Raw genomic sequence first — 15,133 nt, forward strand, 5'->3', positions numbered from 1 at the left:
TGCTGTGGTTGAAAAATTGTTTTGATAAACCATTACTAATCCCGTTTTCGGGTTCAAACCTTATTGTTTAACTACGATCAAACTCGCTTTTGCGCCTGTAAGAAGGTTCCATTCCTTTTTGGCCACTTCAAGACCTTTGTCATCAAAAACTTTTAATTCAGCCGTATTTGGACCGGAGGTTCCCTGGTTCAATGCTTCAAATTCAATCTGGTTGAATCCGCGGTTTAACCTCACAAGAATTGGATGATATCCTGAACTCAAAGTGACGCTATTATGGACAATTTCCCCGTTCAGGTAGACCCTTACAATATCCCCGTCAACATATTCATGGTCCCGGCAATACAGTTCTACATATTCCCCTCCTGTTTTGATGTCTCCCAGGTATTGATCCTTACGATACTCTGCTTTTATATCTTTATCTTTAAAAGCCTTAGGGGCAAAATCTTCTTCCTTGTATTTCATCAAGCCATTATCTGTGGTCATGTTTAATGGCTTCTTCTCCTCCACTCCCAGCCCCACAGGCTCTTTGGTAGTACTAAAGATCCCTTTTTTGTTGCTCAGGCTATGATTACCGGGTTTTCTCAACAGGGAAGAATTCTCACTGCCCGTCTGGGGGCTCTTCAATCCTTCCGGGGCTTTCACTGTTGTGGTAGGATTATCGATCTGAGCCATGGCGGCATGTGAAAAAAAGATAATACATATCAGAAAAAATACGTTTTTCATTTTAACTGTTTCTGAAGTTTAATGACTGGAATGTATATTAATCAAAAACCTGACCTAATTTACTAAAATCTAAACTTACCATCTATAATTTTTAAAAAGGCTAATCTTCTTGCAGGATATTTAACCGGATTTTAACCCGTAAAACATTGTGATTCGTGAAGTTAATCCTTAAATTAAAAATAAAAACAATTGCTATGTCAAAGAAAGAAGAACAACCGAAAAAGAATCATAAAGACCGGGAAGATAATCAGGAAGGGCTTTCTTATGATCCCAAAATCACTTCTGAAGATAAGGAGATCCTGAACAACCAAAGTCACGAAAAAAAGGGAGATTATTTTAAGGAACGCGAAGAGCCTATTGATTATGCCGGGGCAGATCTCGACCTTCCGGAAATGGATGACAAGCAATTTAATCCTACCAAAAATAAGGCAGATGATTCCGAAAAGGAAAAGCGACCAAAGGAATCAGCCAATTCTAATGAAAAAAAAGAACCGGGAGCTGAGACAGTATATAAGGGTAAAAAAGCTGAACAATACAAGGATCCATCCCGGAAGAACAAGAAAGACCGCAGCTAATTTATTTTTTTACAACAAAGAAAAAGGGATCTACGAGATCCCTTTTTTCGTGCTTTTCTAGCAGCTTTCCTTGTATAATTTATGTTTACTTAAATCAATCACGAAAGAGGTCATTTCTGAGATCTTTGGCGCTGCGGGATTTGTCACCCTGTACAGATCACAGAAGCCAAAATGTTTCTTTTGCCCGTTTTTGTTCTTTCCGGTTACTTTCCCTTCCACCGAAGCAGAATTTCCCTCCATAATGATGTTATCGATCTCTATTTTCATAGGAGGCAGTTGTCTCATTTGTTCCAGGGCTTCAGAAAATTCAGTTTTTCCACTTACCGTCTTCTCTCCCACTATGAACCAGCAGAAATCATCAGTGACATTTTCCAATAGATACTGAGTATCCCCTTCAGAAAAAGCCCGGTTAATTTCCCTGAGAAATTTTTCGAATTCGTTCATACTGTAATATTTTTTTGGAAGATCCAAAGTAAATGAAGAAAAGGGGCTTGCGTTCAATGGTTTGTACAATAAACACTTAGCCTTCTAAATTTAAATATTAAATCCTCATATTCCTAATTTATTTCGGGAATTTAATACCCGTCGCTACTTCTCCGAAATAATCCTTCATATTTTTAAGACGTAAAAAACAGCTGTTTTTAGAAAGGAAGCCCCAATTATTTTTACCTTTGAACTACCCGGCAGGCTGCCGATAACCTGCTTCGGTTTAATTTCTATCAAGACCATAATATCATGCACATTCATCACCTTTTAGAACAAAATTCTGTCGCTAATAAATTCATTTCCCAACTGCGGGATGTAAATATTCAAAATGACAGAATGCGCTTCCGAAGAAATATTGAAAGACTTGGAGAGATCATGGGTTATGAACTGAGCAAGAATTTTTCTTATGAAGCTAAGGATATTCAAACCCCATTAGGGACTGCCTCCTTAGGACTTCCCACAGAAGAGATCGTAGTGTGTTCCATTTTAAGAGCAGGTTTACCTTTACATACAGGATTGCTCAATTATTTTGACGATGCTGAAAACTCTTTTATATCGGCTTACCGTCATCACCCGAACAATGACGAAGAATTCGAGATCCTGGTAGAATACCTGGCTTCCCCTTCCCTTGAAGGTAAGACCCTTGTCCTGGCAGACCCTATGTTGGCAACGGGAAGATCTTTTGTGAACGTGATGAAAGCGCTGGAGCGAATGGGTACCCCTAAACACATTCATCTTGTTTCGGTGATTGGTGCTACAGAAGGGATCGAATATATCAAAGAATACTTCCCTCAGGATTCACATTTATGGATCGCTACTATTGATAATAAACTAGATGAAAGGGGTTATATAGTGCCCGGTCTGGGCGATGCCGGTGACCTTTGCTTTGGAACAAAATTGCAACACTAAAAAGGATAACCTATAGCAAAATTCAGAACAGGATCCTTAAATCTGAAATCCCAGCGTTCTCCTGCAGGTTTCCACGGAGTTCTTACCGGGAAAGCCAGATCCAGCCTTATGACAAAACTTTGAATGTCCACCCGGAGCCCCGTTCCTACTCCTACTCCGAATTCCTGTAGAAAATCACCACTGAACTTCCCTTTAGGATTATTCTGCTCATCACTATTCCAAACGTTTCCCGCGTCTGCAAAAACCGCCCCTTTCAGGAACTGGTATATTGGAAAGCGGTATTCCACATTTGTCTCCAGTCTAATATTCCCGGTTTGATCGTAATAGGAAAGATTTTCCTCCCCTTCGGGCCTGTAAGTACCCGGTCCCAGAGATCTTATTTTGAATGCCCTCACACTGTAAGGACCTCCCGCAAAATATTGACGGCTGAATGGCATGATCTCAGAATTTCCATAAGGAATACCATACCCGGCAAAGAGCCTTGTCGCTATCTTTTGTTGTCTGCCAATTTTAAAATGGTATCTAAAGTCGGCATCTATTTTGGCATATTGCGCAAATTCCAGCCCAATGAACTCCCGGGGCCGATCGCCGCTGCTAAGAAGGTTCAGGATATTACCTGCCAGGTCAAGGTTGGCATTGATAAAAAACTGGTGTTTTTTATTCACATCAACCATCCCGTTGTACAGGAAGGAATAGGTTATCCCAGCAATGAATTGTTGATCAAAACTAGATCTTAAATAAGGGTTGTTTTCCAGTATCTCCTCAAATTGGGTAGTAGTCTTACTCAATTTAACGTAGTTTACAGAAAATGGATTTAGTTCATGGGTTATATACCGGTTCGCTCTCCAGATATACCCGAAACTTCCCGACACAGAGAACAGGCTAAAAAGTTCACTTCGGTTTAAGTACTCGAATCCTAAAGCTATTCTTGTCTTAGGAATGGAATATTTAAACCAGTCATTGTTCACCGCGATGGGGAATAACATGCGGGGAAAGATTAGATCTGTATCTACTCCAAACTGGGTACTGCTCAACCCCGGTTCATCCTTGCCCGAAAGTTGCTTTTCATATCCCACTTTTCCCGTAATATTCAAAATTTCCCCTCCATGGAAAAGGTTCCTGTTGGAATAGGTTATAGCCAAATGAGGTCCGGCGAAATTATTGGATTTTGTAACCGCCTGCAGTTCTGCTCTTATGGCACGCTTATTTAAAGGAGAGAGGAAAATGTTGGCATCCAGATAGCCTAAGCTATCGGTAGCCAGTGAATCGAGTTCATCATACCTTACATTCACGAATTTATAGGCTCCTATAGAGGTTAACCTCCTGCTGGTTGCTGCTGAAGCTTCAGGGTCATACAGCTCCCCTTCCTCCAAAAGGACATAAGGATCCAATCTTTTAGGTTTGAAAAATTCTTCGTTCTGTATATAGTTTTTTCCGTCATAGCGAACAGAATCACGGGCAAGGGAGTCTGAGCCAACCACGTAATTAGGATAAATATTGATATTTTTTACTCTATAGGGTTTGATTCCCTCTTCGGGTACGTCTTTTTTAAGCCTTAAATAAAGATCGAACTTCTTACGCTCGTATTGATTGGTGTCTGCCTCAAAAAGAAGAAAATTGGAACTGAAATTATAATAACCCCGATTTTTAAGTTTCCGGTCAATTCGTTCCCTCTCCAGTTTCATTAGGGCAAGATTGAAGGGATCACCTTCTTTTAACAATGCATCGGGTAAAGTTTCATTTATTTCCTGAAAAACCTGGAGGGAATCATTATCAAGTATGTAGTTCTCTAATACATAGGGTTCCTCAGGGATCTCTATTTTATAAAATATTCTCGCAGTTTTTTTCTTTTCATATTCTTCGATAATATGATCCAGGCGGTTAAAAAAATATCCCCGGTTTTCCAACCTGTTATTGAGGATATCCTTGGTAAGGCCTGGATCTGTATCTGAAAGATAAACCGGTTCTTCCCCGAATTTTTTATTGAAAAATTTATTAATAAAGCCCGGGTTCTCTTTCTGGGCCTTATAATGAAAATAAAGTCCAAAGTGGCTTCCCAGAAATTTTGAATTTGGTTCAGGACGAATAAGCCCTTCCAGCTGTGACTGCAGGGACTTTTTATTCTCAATTTCGTCCTGTGAGGTGAGTTCAAGTTCAGCACCGGTATACAGGAACTCATCTTCGGGAATAAATTTTTTCACGCTGCAACTCTGGAGCAAGACCAGGATCATTCCAGTGATAAAAATTTGTTTCCGTAATTCTTTTCGCATGCCTGTCGCTGTTTTATTTATCTTGTTCTTCCTCTTGTTTTTTCTCCCGCTGTTGGTTTTGCTCATCCCTTAAAATAGCATTCCAAAGTTCCCTGAACCTGTTAAATTCCTGGGTAAAGATCAGCGCAAGCCCGCTTACCACCAGCTGTCCATCTATCACATTCTCATAGGAATTTCTCCGGAAAGCTTTAAGTCTGAACCGGCCATCTTCGGTCATTAAGTATTCAATGCTAACATTTCCTATGACAGGACTGCTCTCTCCTGATCTTGGACTGCCCTGCAAATCTACTTCACTGCCCACACTTACGATCAACCTGTCATCCATTAGTGTTTTGCGGGCGGTTATGTCAAGCTGTGTCCTTTCCTCAGGGTTCTCCCCCTGATAATCTGTATAACTGTCTAAACCGAAATTAAGATCGATCCCGGTTTCTCCCATTAATTTGTCTGAAAACAGGTTCATTTGATCAGATAAGGCTTCATTGAGGTTATCGCGGGCGAAAGAAATAGTTCCTCCGGCACTACCGTCACTTCCACTGTCCGGGAAGAACCGGTTAAGTACCAGAAGGGAAAAAACCTGCTTATTCAGTTCATTCTCCTGGGTATTGATCTGTTGAACCCTTCCATACACCTGTCCCCCTATTGCCCCTTGTTCACTTTCGGGCATATCCAGTCCAAAAGAGAGTATTGGCTGGGTGATCTGTCCGTCAATATTAAGATATACCAGGAAAGGAAGTTCTTGCCGGTAGCGATTCCTTACATTGACATCTGCCCCGGTGATTTGAGGAGCCATTAGAGCTGAAGCCGAAGCATCAACCCGGTAAATGGCAGTTATATTAAGATCTGCATCAAAAGGATCACCGGCCCAGGTTATACTGCTTCCCTCCATTAGGTCAAATCTTCGGGTGACAAGATCATATAGGTTCATTTCATAATACCCGTCGTTTACCACATACCTCCCCGCAAGGGTGGTGCGCCCGTTAGGATATACATTGAATAACATATCTCCCTCACCCGAGGCTTGAAAATGATCTCCAGTTTCTTCATCGAGAACTACTGTAAAGGTGGCATCCTCTTCCACAGATATTGTAGCATCGAGGGAAATTCCGGAGAAATCAAACCCCCTTTCAATTTCCGAAGTTTGAGTGAGTATCCTGTCCGGATTCTGCTTGTTCACGAAAACGACTACTCCTTCCCGCTCTTCAAGTTCAATACTGGCAGCGGGAATTATATAAGTTACATTGGTGTTGGAACCAACATCCAGATCCACGTCAAGTATAGGGAGTTCGAGATCGCCTTTTAAAGTGGCGGTAGCATCAAAAATTGCAGTTCCGTAGAACAAATCATTATCCTCTTCGGTAGAATTCAAAGCCATAAAATCATTTGCTCTCAAACTCAGATCGAAACCGGGATTCAAAAGGGTTTCAGTGGTGATACTTCCGTCCAGGACCAGGGAATTCCGGTTTTGATCAAGAATTTCAAAATCATTTAAGGTAATACCTTCATTGTTTACCTGCAGGGTCTCATCAGCGATCACAAAATGGGCATTGAGGGTAGCAATCGTAAAGCCGGCATTATCAAAATTGAGGCTACCTTCATACACCGGTTCAAGAGTAGTACCCGTAACTTTCACCTGGCCTGAAAAACTGCCTTCTCCTGAATTTAAGGCTCCCTGAGAAAAACTTTCAACGGCGGTCATTTTTATCTCGTTAAGATCCAGGTCAAGGTCCAGGTTTGCACCTTTTTCCGTTGCCAGGTAATTCCCCGTAAGATCGAGATCGACGTCCCCTCCTTTCACGGCCATGTCGAAATCGTAAGACCTGGTTCCCACAGCCTCTCCCTCAAGGGTGAGGGTACCCATGGGAACTTCCATAATCCCAAATTCATTGATCGTCAAATTCGCCAGCATACCGGTACTGCCAAACGGTTCTTCAATAATGAAATCGCCATTAAGCCTGCCTTCTGCCAGGACTCGTTCAGGATTGAGATATGAAAATAAGGCCCCAAGGGTGAAGTTCTCAAATTGGAATGCAATATGCTCTTTCTGAACACGGGCCAGATCGTTCCTTATCCGCATTAACTGGGTGTTTCTCCTAAGTTCAAAATTATTGAAGATCCATGCCTTCTCGCCTATGATGATCTCATTTGAGGTATCAATTTCCCATGCCGCCTTATTGAGAATAAGGTCATCTGGTACTATATGTATGGTGTAAGACCCATCTGGTTTAGAAATATGTGATTGAACATGGATCAACTTCTCCTCTTCATGGTTTGAAATGAAATCCAGAATAAGTTTTTCTTCTTCAAGCCTTCCTTCCATAATTGTTTCCTTGATGGCCAGGGGTCCAGCATCAAGGGATTTAAGTCCGAAATCAAATGCAAGATCCTCTTTGTTAGAATTAAGATTGAGCCTTAAACTGTCTATCTCACTGCCCATATATTTCAGGTGGGGTAAATTCACACTTCCTGTCAGTTTCCGTTCCCGTTCCCTGAAATCAACCTGAATTTGGACTGTATCCATTTCTTCAAGACTGGGCAGGATCACCTCATTTAAAATAGGTGCAGGACTTATGGTGGCATATAGTTCCAGGTTTACAGGATGTTGAATGGTATCTGTTCTTTTAATTTCTGAAAAATAGCTTTCATAATGCCTGTTAAGACCTTTGATAAATTCTTGTGGATCGGTATTAGATCTAAGGCGCAGGTCAAGCATCCGGTTCTTAATTTCCATTGAAGTTGTATCGGGCCTTACGTGGGCAAGAATATCAAGATCGCCGAGGAGATAGGCATCATTGCTGTATACTGCTATACCATTACTAATATTGGCAGTGATATCATATTCTGTAGCACTTCCTTCAAAGGTTCCCTTTAGTTCGAGGGCAGCGTTGACTGGTCTTTTTGACAAGCCAAGAGCCTGCAGATCTGCGCCAATAAGATCCAATTGTACAGCCAGTTTTGGAGCTATAGAATCCAGTTGCACAAAACCTTCCAGCTTCATATTGAGGTGCTCATCCCTGTAATTAAGATTTGTATAACCTTCGCCATTTTCAAGTTCTGTTTCCAAATTGATATTTTTGAAGGTATAGTTATTGAAATCCAGACTACTTATATTGGCCTGTACAACCGCGTCCAGCTCATTTACGTTAGATCCAGATCCCGTCCCGTCAAGAGTAAGGCTAACAGATCCCAGCTGCTCATTCTGTAGCAGCTGCCCCAGCTGTAATTCGACCACCTCCAGATTTGTTTCAAAAGCTATCGAAGGTGTGGTCATGAACCTTCCGTCAACCTCAATGTTTCCCGAAGAGGAGGTTAAAGTAGCATCCACTTCAATATCCTCGGGGGTTCCCTTAAAATTCCCCGAAAGTCTGACCTCTTGCGGAAGCCGGATTCCAAGTTCCTCTTCCTTCACAAACTGCTGCAGATCTCCGCGACCGGAATTCATTATAAAATGAGGAAAATCAAACCAGATATTATCAGGATCTGTGGCATTGAGAACAGTTCCCCTGGCTGCAATATTGGTGGTTGCACCCCAGTTGATCTTCGCCTCTTTGATTTCTATGGCAGACATTTTACCTTCCGCAGAAAGATTACCATGTACTGGTTTTTCACTGAGTGCCCTTAAATATTCATTTTGTTTTAGATCAGGTTGAAGCAAAAAAAGATCCTTTATGTCAACTCTGAAGCCGGGCAAGTTGGCTGCCATAGTTGCATTTTCAGGAGAATCAATAAAATTAGAAAGCGAAGTATACTTTATAAGTAGATTTCCGGAAACGCTGTTTTGATTAAGGCTAAGTTGTAGATCGTCGAGTTTCAGATTTTCTTCCGAAACCATTAAATTAAAAGTCAGTTCATGCAGATCGATACCTGAAGCTTCGGCGAAATTCAGTTTTTCAACCTGTGCTTCCGCCACTCCCTCTCTGAGAACCAGATCGCGGGCAACGAGATCAAAGTTGTTAAGGTCTATAGCGTTAGGATCGAATTTTCCCTTCTGCGGAAGGTTGCCGTTTACGAGGTATTGAAAATGATTATTTTCAAGGTTTATTTCTTTCACCCGGATGTTCCATGGGGGCCATTGAAAACCTTCAGATTCTGCAGAGGCTTCCGAAGAAACCACATCACCCTCATCGGAAATTGAGGAGGTGTGAATTAAGATAACTGAATTAAGAAGGTCCAGCCGGTCTGCATGTATGGTATTTTCCGAAAGATCGGCCAGCGGAAGATTTAGTAAAAGATCATCAATAGTAACATCGGCCAGAATGCCGTCGGGAATGGACTCATAGGTTCCGGCAACATTGTTCAAAGTCAATGATCCGACTGTAAAGGAAGGTAAGGGAACTTCTTCAGCATTGGGATCCTGGGGAAAAGGTTTGGTTTGGGAATAACTGAACCTGGTATTTTCAAGAGAAGCATCGGCTACATTGAATTTCATACTGTCTAAGGAGAACTCCTCTACCCCGGCTAAAAATTTTCCAACTTCAAACCGACTTTCGATCCCTGCAACATCGTCATTGAAATCTATATTAAAATCCTGCAGGTCCAGATCCCCAAGGGAGAACTGCATTGCAGAAGCGGTGGTATCTGTAGGTGTAGTGTTAGTAGTATCTGTAGCGGCAAAGGCTTCCATAAGGAATTCATAATTAAAGCCCTGGACGGTGTCCTGCCGGTTGATCTTCGCACGAACTCCTTGCCATTGAAGGTCATCTATAGCAATTCCCCTCCCCCTGATTATGGGCCATAAAGGAATGTCTGCTTCCAGCAAACGCGAATAAACCAGGGTATCCCCACTTTCGTCCTCCATATAAAGTCCTTTCAGGCTAATATCTCCTGAAAAGGTTACAAAGAGTCGGTCTACCCGCACTTCAGTATTTGTTTTGCCCGAAATATAGGAAACCACCTTATCCACAATGATTCCTTGTCCCCAGGGACTGCGGATGAACAGTAACAACAGAAAAAGAAAAATGAAAATTCCCAATAGTATTTTTCCAAAAAGACCCAGGAGGGACTTTTTCTTTTTCTTCTTCTTTTTTTTATTTTCTTCCAACTTAGATTTTCAGGATTTAAATGTACAGAAAGCACAGCAATATTCTGTAATCTTCTATTGCATAGAGACTTTGGTCCGCCTCGGTTCTGGGAAGCCTGACTACGTCCGATTTTTCTCAAAAAGATAAAACTTTCAGAGGAAGAAGCTCAGTAATTAAGAGATTTTTAGCAAAGTGCAGGAGGAACTAATAATCTTCAGTTAAAATTAAACCTCGGAGAATTGCTTTTATATAATTTCGGCATGATTAACACGTTAGACACCTCAATAAACCCAAATTAATATTGAGCCTAACAAAAATTTAAAATTATGAAACGAATTCTTACCGTTACGGTACTGGCAGCAACAATGTTTACTTCATGTGTGTCAAAAAAGAAATATGTAGCACTTGAAGAAGATTACAATAACACAAGAAGCAACCTGCAACAAACACAAGTTGAAAAAGAAGAACTTGAGGCAAGGTTGACGGCTATTGAAGAAAGAGTGTCTGACTATAATGCGAAGATCAATTCCCTTAAGGATGAGAACGACCAGAAACTCGAAATGAACGAGATCACTGCACTTTCTAATGCCAATAAGGCAAACATGAGAGAAACTTTAAAGAATGTTGATCCTGCGTTACTTGCAGAAGCAAAGACACTTGAGGATTCTATCAATGTGGCGGTTTCACATAATCTTAAAAGCAAAATAAGCAGTGGAGATTCAGAAGACGTAGATATTTCTGTAGACAAAACAGTGGTTATGATCAATGTATCTGATAAGCTTTTGTTTAGAAGCGGAAGCCACCGTGTGAGCAGGGATGCTTATCCACTTCTTGAGAAACTGGCTGAGGTGATCAATTCTGAGCCAAGCATGGAAGTAATGGTTGAAGGACATACAGATTCTCAAACCATGGTTGAGAACTCTTACCTGGTTGATAACTGGGATCTAAGTGTAAGAAGATCTACCGCCATCGTACGTTTGTTACAGGACAGGTTTGACGTTGCCCCTGAGAAACTGATCGCGGCAGGACGAAGCAGTTATAAGCCATTAGTTGAAAATGACAATGCTGAGAACCGTGCGAAGAACAGAAGGACAAGAATAGTTATTATTCCTAACCTTGATAAATTCCTTGCACTTTTGGAAGCCGATAACGAGGCAATTCAGTCCAACGATATGTAGTCGAAATTCCAATTTGTATTATTAAGGCTGTTCTTTCGGACAGCCTTTTTTTATGCTTTCTTTTTCAGCCAGTAATAATCAAGAGCGTATTTCCCGGCGCCTGTGATCAATAAAGTAATATAGATCAACAGATACATTAGGGCCAGTTCTTTTCTCTGGAAGGGATCTGCTGCGTGAATTACAAAAAAGGCGGTAAGCATGGTTATTATTGGAGGGATTACTGCCAATCTGGTACCCAGGCCAAGGATGACCAGGATAGAACAAATAAACTCGGCTATCACAGCAAAGACCAGTGTAGTAGCCTGTCCTAACCCAAAAGGATCTGCAAACTGGATCTCCTCGCTGGTAAAGAGATTTATGAGTTTAGGAGTTCCATGGGTAAGCATAAGACCTCCTACCCCTATTCTTAAAACCAGGAGGGCAATATCAATGCTGGCGAGATCAAAATTAGTGGTGTATGTTTTCTTCATAAAGAAACGGTTTGATATGAAAGATACTATTTTTTCTTTCAGTTGGAAAAGATTTCCCTTTGTAGGAAAAAATTCCTACGCTTAATCACTACTCCTGGTGGATAAAAAAATAAATATCAGGAAATTGTATTTTTCTTAGTCAGCATTGACGGGGCAAATGCCCACAATCTCTTTTCTAAAACAGGTATTTTATCCGATTTTTAGGTATTTCATCGATTGTTATTAATATTTTCTTTAGATTTGATTTAGAAAATATTAACGCTATGAGATCATTTTTATTCCTTTCCCTGATGTCATTCTTCTGCGTCTATATTCCTGCCGGTGCCCAAACTACAGCAACGGCCACTTTTACAGCTTCGGTAACGGTGATCGAACCTATAAGTATCACCACTGTTTCCCATATGAACTTTGCATCACTCGATGCCGGCATGGGCGGGGAAATTATACTTACCCCTCAAAATACCAGAACAACCAAGGGAGATGTTAGACTCGCAGAGGAAACAAATGTTTCTGCAGCGGCTTTTATAGTAAACGGGGATAAAGGACACTCCTATTCCATTACGCTTCCTCAGGAAGGATTTATTCTTTCGAACGGATCACAGAATATAAGAATAAAAGACTTTACCAGCGACATAGGTCGATCTGCTGTTCTTACTAAGGGAAGTTCTGAAATAAGAGTTGGCGCCACCCTGGAAATTGATCCTCAACAGATCCCCGGCAACTACAGAAGTATAGGGTCAATCCCGATAACAGTCAATTACAATTAGTTAAATCGACATACATCTGCTCACTTCCCCCCTACTTTATCAAAAATTTTTCTTAAGTAGTGCCTTTCATCGAGTAAACATCACCTTCATCGAATAATTTTGTAGGATTCTTCTGGTTAGTACATCTTTGCGTCGATTTAAAATCAACCCCCAATCACACTAACCATGAAAAAAATTACCTTTATTTTATTTGCTCTTATCGCAGGAACTGCTTTTGGACAGACTGATGCTACAGCCACTGCTTCAGCAGAGATAATAACCGCCTTGAAAATTGAAAATACTGCTGATCTTAATTTTGGAAAGATTGCTCCATTGTCCGATGGTACGAGTACGTACGTTTTAGATAATACTGGAGCTTCACTTGGAAGCACCGCTACTTTGATCGATGCAACTGCACAAACGGTTGCAGCTTTTACCATTACTGCCGAAACAGATCAGGCTTTTTCCGTAACTGTTGATCCTACTGTAACTTTAACTGGAGGAACTGGAACAGATATCACATTGACTACTGACAAAAATCTATTAGCAGCCGGTAATAAAATTACTAGTGGCACAACAACCACTTTGAACGTAGGAGGATCTCTAGCACTTGCTTCTGGTCAAGGATCTGGCACTTATTCAGGAACAATTAATGTTTCTGTAGCTTACGAATAGTAAGAATCCTTTTTAGGTTACTATACATATAAAGCCGCCAAATGTGGCGGCTTTTTTCTATAATTTTTAATCCTTAATAAGTATGAAAAGTCTTGTAATTCCGGTGGGGATTTTAATTTCAACTATTTCTAGTTTTGGTCAAACTTCGGCAACGGCAACGGTTGATTCTCGAGTTACAGTAATAGAACCTATAAATATTACCAAAACTGTAGATCTAGACTTTGGAAATGTAATTAGTGCTTATAATCCTGGAACAGTCGTGCTTTCTCCGGATGGATCCAGAATTGCAAATGGAGTACAAATTTCAAATACTTTTCCCGGTAATGTTTCCCCTGCAGAAGCACAGGTAAATCACGGCAACAATAAATATTCCATCACTTTACCTGACTCCTTCAGTTTGTATAGCCGGGAAGATCCAAACCAGACCATAGTAATTGATGATTTTCAAGTTAGTCCTAATACAGGAGAAATAATGGATATTTTAAAAATTGGAGCGACCCTAAATTTGAAAGCAAATCAACCAGCAGGATTTTATACCAATACCGCCGGATTCAATGTCACGGTTTCTTACAATTAATTTTTACAAATCTTTAACATTAAGTGGTTAATAATTACCTTTGAAGGAGATTTGAAAAATTGTTCCCATGAAAAATATCTTACTTCTCCTCCTGCTTTTTATTTTGGATATCCCCCACTCTTCAGCTCAGGGTGACTTGATGATCATGCCCAAGCGAGTAGTGTTTGATGGTTCGCAGCGCTCCCAGGAGATCAACCTGGCCAATACCGGGCAGGATACCGCCATATATGCCATTTCCTTCATCAATTACAAAATGACCCAAAACGGAAATTTTGAACAGGTAGAAGCTCCGGAAGAGGGCCAGCGATTTGCAACTGATTTACTAAGATACTTCCCAAGAAGAGTAACTCTCGCACCAAACGAAGCACAGACCATTCGGGTGCAACTCACCCGTACAGGAAACCTGGAGCAGGGAGAATACCGGTCTCATATGTATTTTAGAGCAGTGGAAGAACAAAAAGCCTTGGGGGAAGAGGACCTGAATTCCTCCGAAGGAATTGCAATTCAGATAAAGACGGTTTTTGGAATTAGTATTCCCATAATTATTCGCCATGGAGAATCCACCACTAATGTTAGTCTAAGTGAAATAGACTTGAATTTGGATGGGGAGAATCCCCAATTGTCAATGGTAATAAACCGGACAGGTAATATGTCAGTTTATGGAAATCTTAAAGTAGAACATATTTCTAAATCAAGGAATACTACTCAATTAGGCCTGGTTAGGGGGATTTCGGTTTATACTCCCAATAGAAAGCGAAAGTTTACTATGGAATTAAATAAAATAGAGGGAGTGGATTTGAAAAACGGCAAGTTGAGAATAACATATACCTCTGATAAAGGCGATGAGCTAGCTGTTTATGAATAAAAACTGTAACATTATTTATAATTTATCACTTTGGAGAAATCTAACCAAACTCTCAAAGTTTATATTCTTACTATGCTTGTTTTGCTTTTCTTTTTCAATGAATGCACAATTTAATCAAGGTATTAAGGCGGCCGCTCCACCTGATACTGGTCCACCTGATGGGACGGGCCGAACCCTATCAATTAGTTTATATTCAGGTTCTTTAAATTTTGGAACCTTTTATTTTGAAAATACCGGCGGAACTATTTCCCTGGATCCCATTTCAGGAAATTCCACCATAAGTGGAGACATTATATTATTCAAGTCAGTTCCAACTGTTCCAATTTTTGAACTTTTTGCTCAAAATAATACTAATGTAATAATAACTTCCCCAAAAACTTTTAAACTATTTGGAAACGGACCTTTTAATTCTGGTGATGAGTTAGATGGTACGCTTCAATTTGATAAACCATCCTATCAATCTATAGATAAATTCACACCAATATACATTTATATGGGAGGGACTCTTACAGTTGACAATACTGATAATCCAGGACCTTACTATGGGACTATTAATGTAACGGTGGCATTTGAATAAGATATAAATGCAAAGAATATTTCGGGTAGGTATCTCTATTTTTTCTATTAGGTATAGATTTGTT

Annotated in this window: 13 protein-coding genes; 8 read left to right on the top strand and 5 right to left on the bottom strand. The window is 40.5% G+C overall.

Translation table 11 applies throughout. The features are described 5' to 3' along the window. Window positions 1–60 precede the first annotated feature (60 nt). Window positions 61–723, bottom strand: coding sequence for a hypothetical protein (locus tag ACFSTG_RS12015; RefSeq protein ID WP_380753067.1), 663 nt, complete (start codon window positions 721–723; stop codon window positions 61–63). 194 nt (window positions 724–917) lie between these two features. On the opposite strand from ACFSTG_RS12015, the gene ACFSTG_RS12020 reads away from it, so the two are divergent. After that, on the top strand, window positions 918–1,298 hold the full coding sequence (locus ACFSTG_RS12020; protein ID WP_380753070.1) for a hypothetical protein: 381 nt from the start codon (window positions 918–920) through the stop codon (window positions 1,296–1,298). 57 nt (window positions 1,299–1,355) lie between these two features. On the opposite strand, the gene ACFSTG_RS12025 is transcribed toward ACFSTG_RS12020, so the two are convergent. Beyond that, window positions 1,356–1,742, bottom strand: coding sequence for a nuclear transport factor 2 family protein (locus ACFSTG_RS12025; RefSeq protein WP_380753073.1), 387 nt, complete (start codon window positions 1,740–1,742; stop codon window positions 1,356–1,358). Window positions 1,743–2,033: 291 nt separating this feature from the next. Here ACFSTG_RS12025 and upp point away from each other — a divergent pair, with 291 nt between their 5' ends. Continuing rightward, window positions 2,034–2,693, top strand: a complete 660-nt coding sequence (gene upp, locus ACFSTG_RS12030; protein ID WP_380753076.1) for a uracil phosphoribosyltransferase — start codon at window positions 2,034–2,036, stop codon at window positions 2,691–2,693. Here upp and tamL read toward each other — a convergent pair. Together tamL and ACFSTG_RS12040 are read right to left on the bottom strand one after the other, a co-directional pair. Then, window positions 2,690–4,963: a translocation and assembly module lipoprotein TamL gene (tamL, locus tag ACFSTG_RS12035; protein ID WP_380753079.1), complete on the bottom strand. Its 2,274-nt coding sequence runs from the start codon at window positions 4,961–4,963 to the stop codon at window positions 2,690–2,692. The genes upp and tamL overlap by 4 nt on opposite strands. A gap of 13 nt (window positions 4,964–4,976) precedes the next feature. After that, window positions 4,977–10,001, bottom strand: a complete 5,025-nt coding sequence (locus ACFSTG_RS12040) for a translocation/assembly module TamB domain-containing protein (protein WP_380753082.1) — start codon at window positions 9,999–10,001, stop codon at window positions 4,977–4,979. A gap of 306 nt (window positions 10,002–10,307) precedes the next feature. On the opposite strand from ACFSTG_RS12040, the gene ACFSTG_RS12045 reads away from it, so the two are divergent. Beyond that, window positions 10,308–11,159 (top strand): OmpA family protein, encoded by an 852-nt coding sequence (locus tag ACFSTG_RS12045; RefSeq protein WP_380753085.1) that lies wholly within the window; start codon window positions 10,308–10,310, stop codon window positions 11,157–11,159. A 50-nt stretch (window positions 11,160–11,209) separates the two neighbouring features. Here ACFSTG_RS12045 and ACFSTG_RS12050 read toward each other — a convergent pair whose 3' ends face one another. Then, window positions 11,210–11,629: a DoxX family protein gene (locus tag ACFSTG_RS12050; protein WP_380753087.1), complete on the bottom strand. Its 420-nt coding sequence runs from the start codon at window positions 11,627–11,629 to the stop codon at window positions 11,210–11,212. Between the two features lie 263 nt (window positions 11,630–11,892). Between ACFSTG_RS12050 and ACFSTG_RS12055 the strand changes: the two genes are divergently transcribed. The 5 genes from ACFSTG_RS12055 to ACFSTG_RS12075 all read left to right on the top strand — a co-directional run bounded on the left by ACFSTG_RS12055 (window position 11,893) and on the right by ACFSTG_RS12075 (window position 15,069). Beyond that, window positions 11,893–12,396, top strand: coding sequence for a DUF4402 domain-containing protein (locus ACFSTG_RS12055; protein ID WP_380753090.1), 504 nt, complete (start codon window positions 11,893–11,895; stop codon window positions 12,394–12,396). A gap of 165 nt (window positions 12,397–12,561) precedes the next feature. Then, on the top strand, window positions 12,562–13,050 hold the full coding sequence (locus ACFSTG_RS12060; protein ID WP_380753092.1) for a DUF4402 domain-containing protein: 489 nt from the start codon (window positions 12,562–12,564) through the stop codon (window positions 13,048–13,050). 82 nt (window positions 13,051–13,132) lie between these two features. Next, on the top strand, window positions 13,133–13,627 hold the full coding sequence (locus tag ACFSTG_RS12065) for a DUF4402 domain-containing protein (protein WP_380753095.1): 495 nt from the start codon (window positions 13,133–13,135) through the stop codon (window positions 13,625–13,627). Window positions 13,628–13,694: 67 nt separating this feature from the next. Then, on the top strand, window positions 13,695–14,492 hold the full coding sequence (locus ACFSTG_RS12070) for a molecular chaperone (RefSeq protein WP_380753097.1): 798 nt from the start codon (window positions 13,695–13,697) through the stop codon (window positions 14,490–14,492). Between the two features lie 97 nt (window positions 14,493–14,589). After that, a complete protein-coding gene (locus ACFSTG_RS12075; protein WP_380753099.1) occupies window positions 14,590–15,069 on the top strand; it encodes a DUF4402 domain-containing protein in 480 nt (159 codons plus the stop codon). The last annotated feature ends 64 nt before the right edge of the window (window positions 15,070–15,133 follow it).

The organism is Salinimicrobium flavum (genome assembly GCF_042684505.1).
Lineage (GTDB): Bacteria > Bacteroidota > Bacteroidia > Flavobacteriales > Flavobacteriaceae > Salinimicrobium > Salinimicrobium flavum.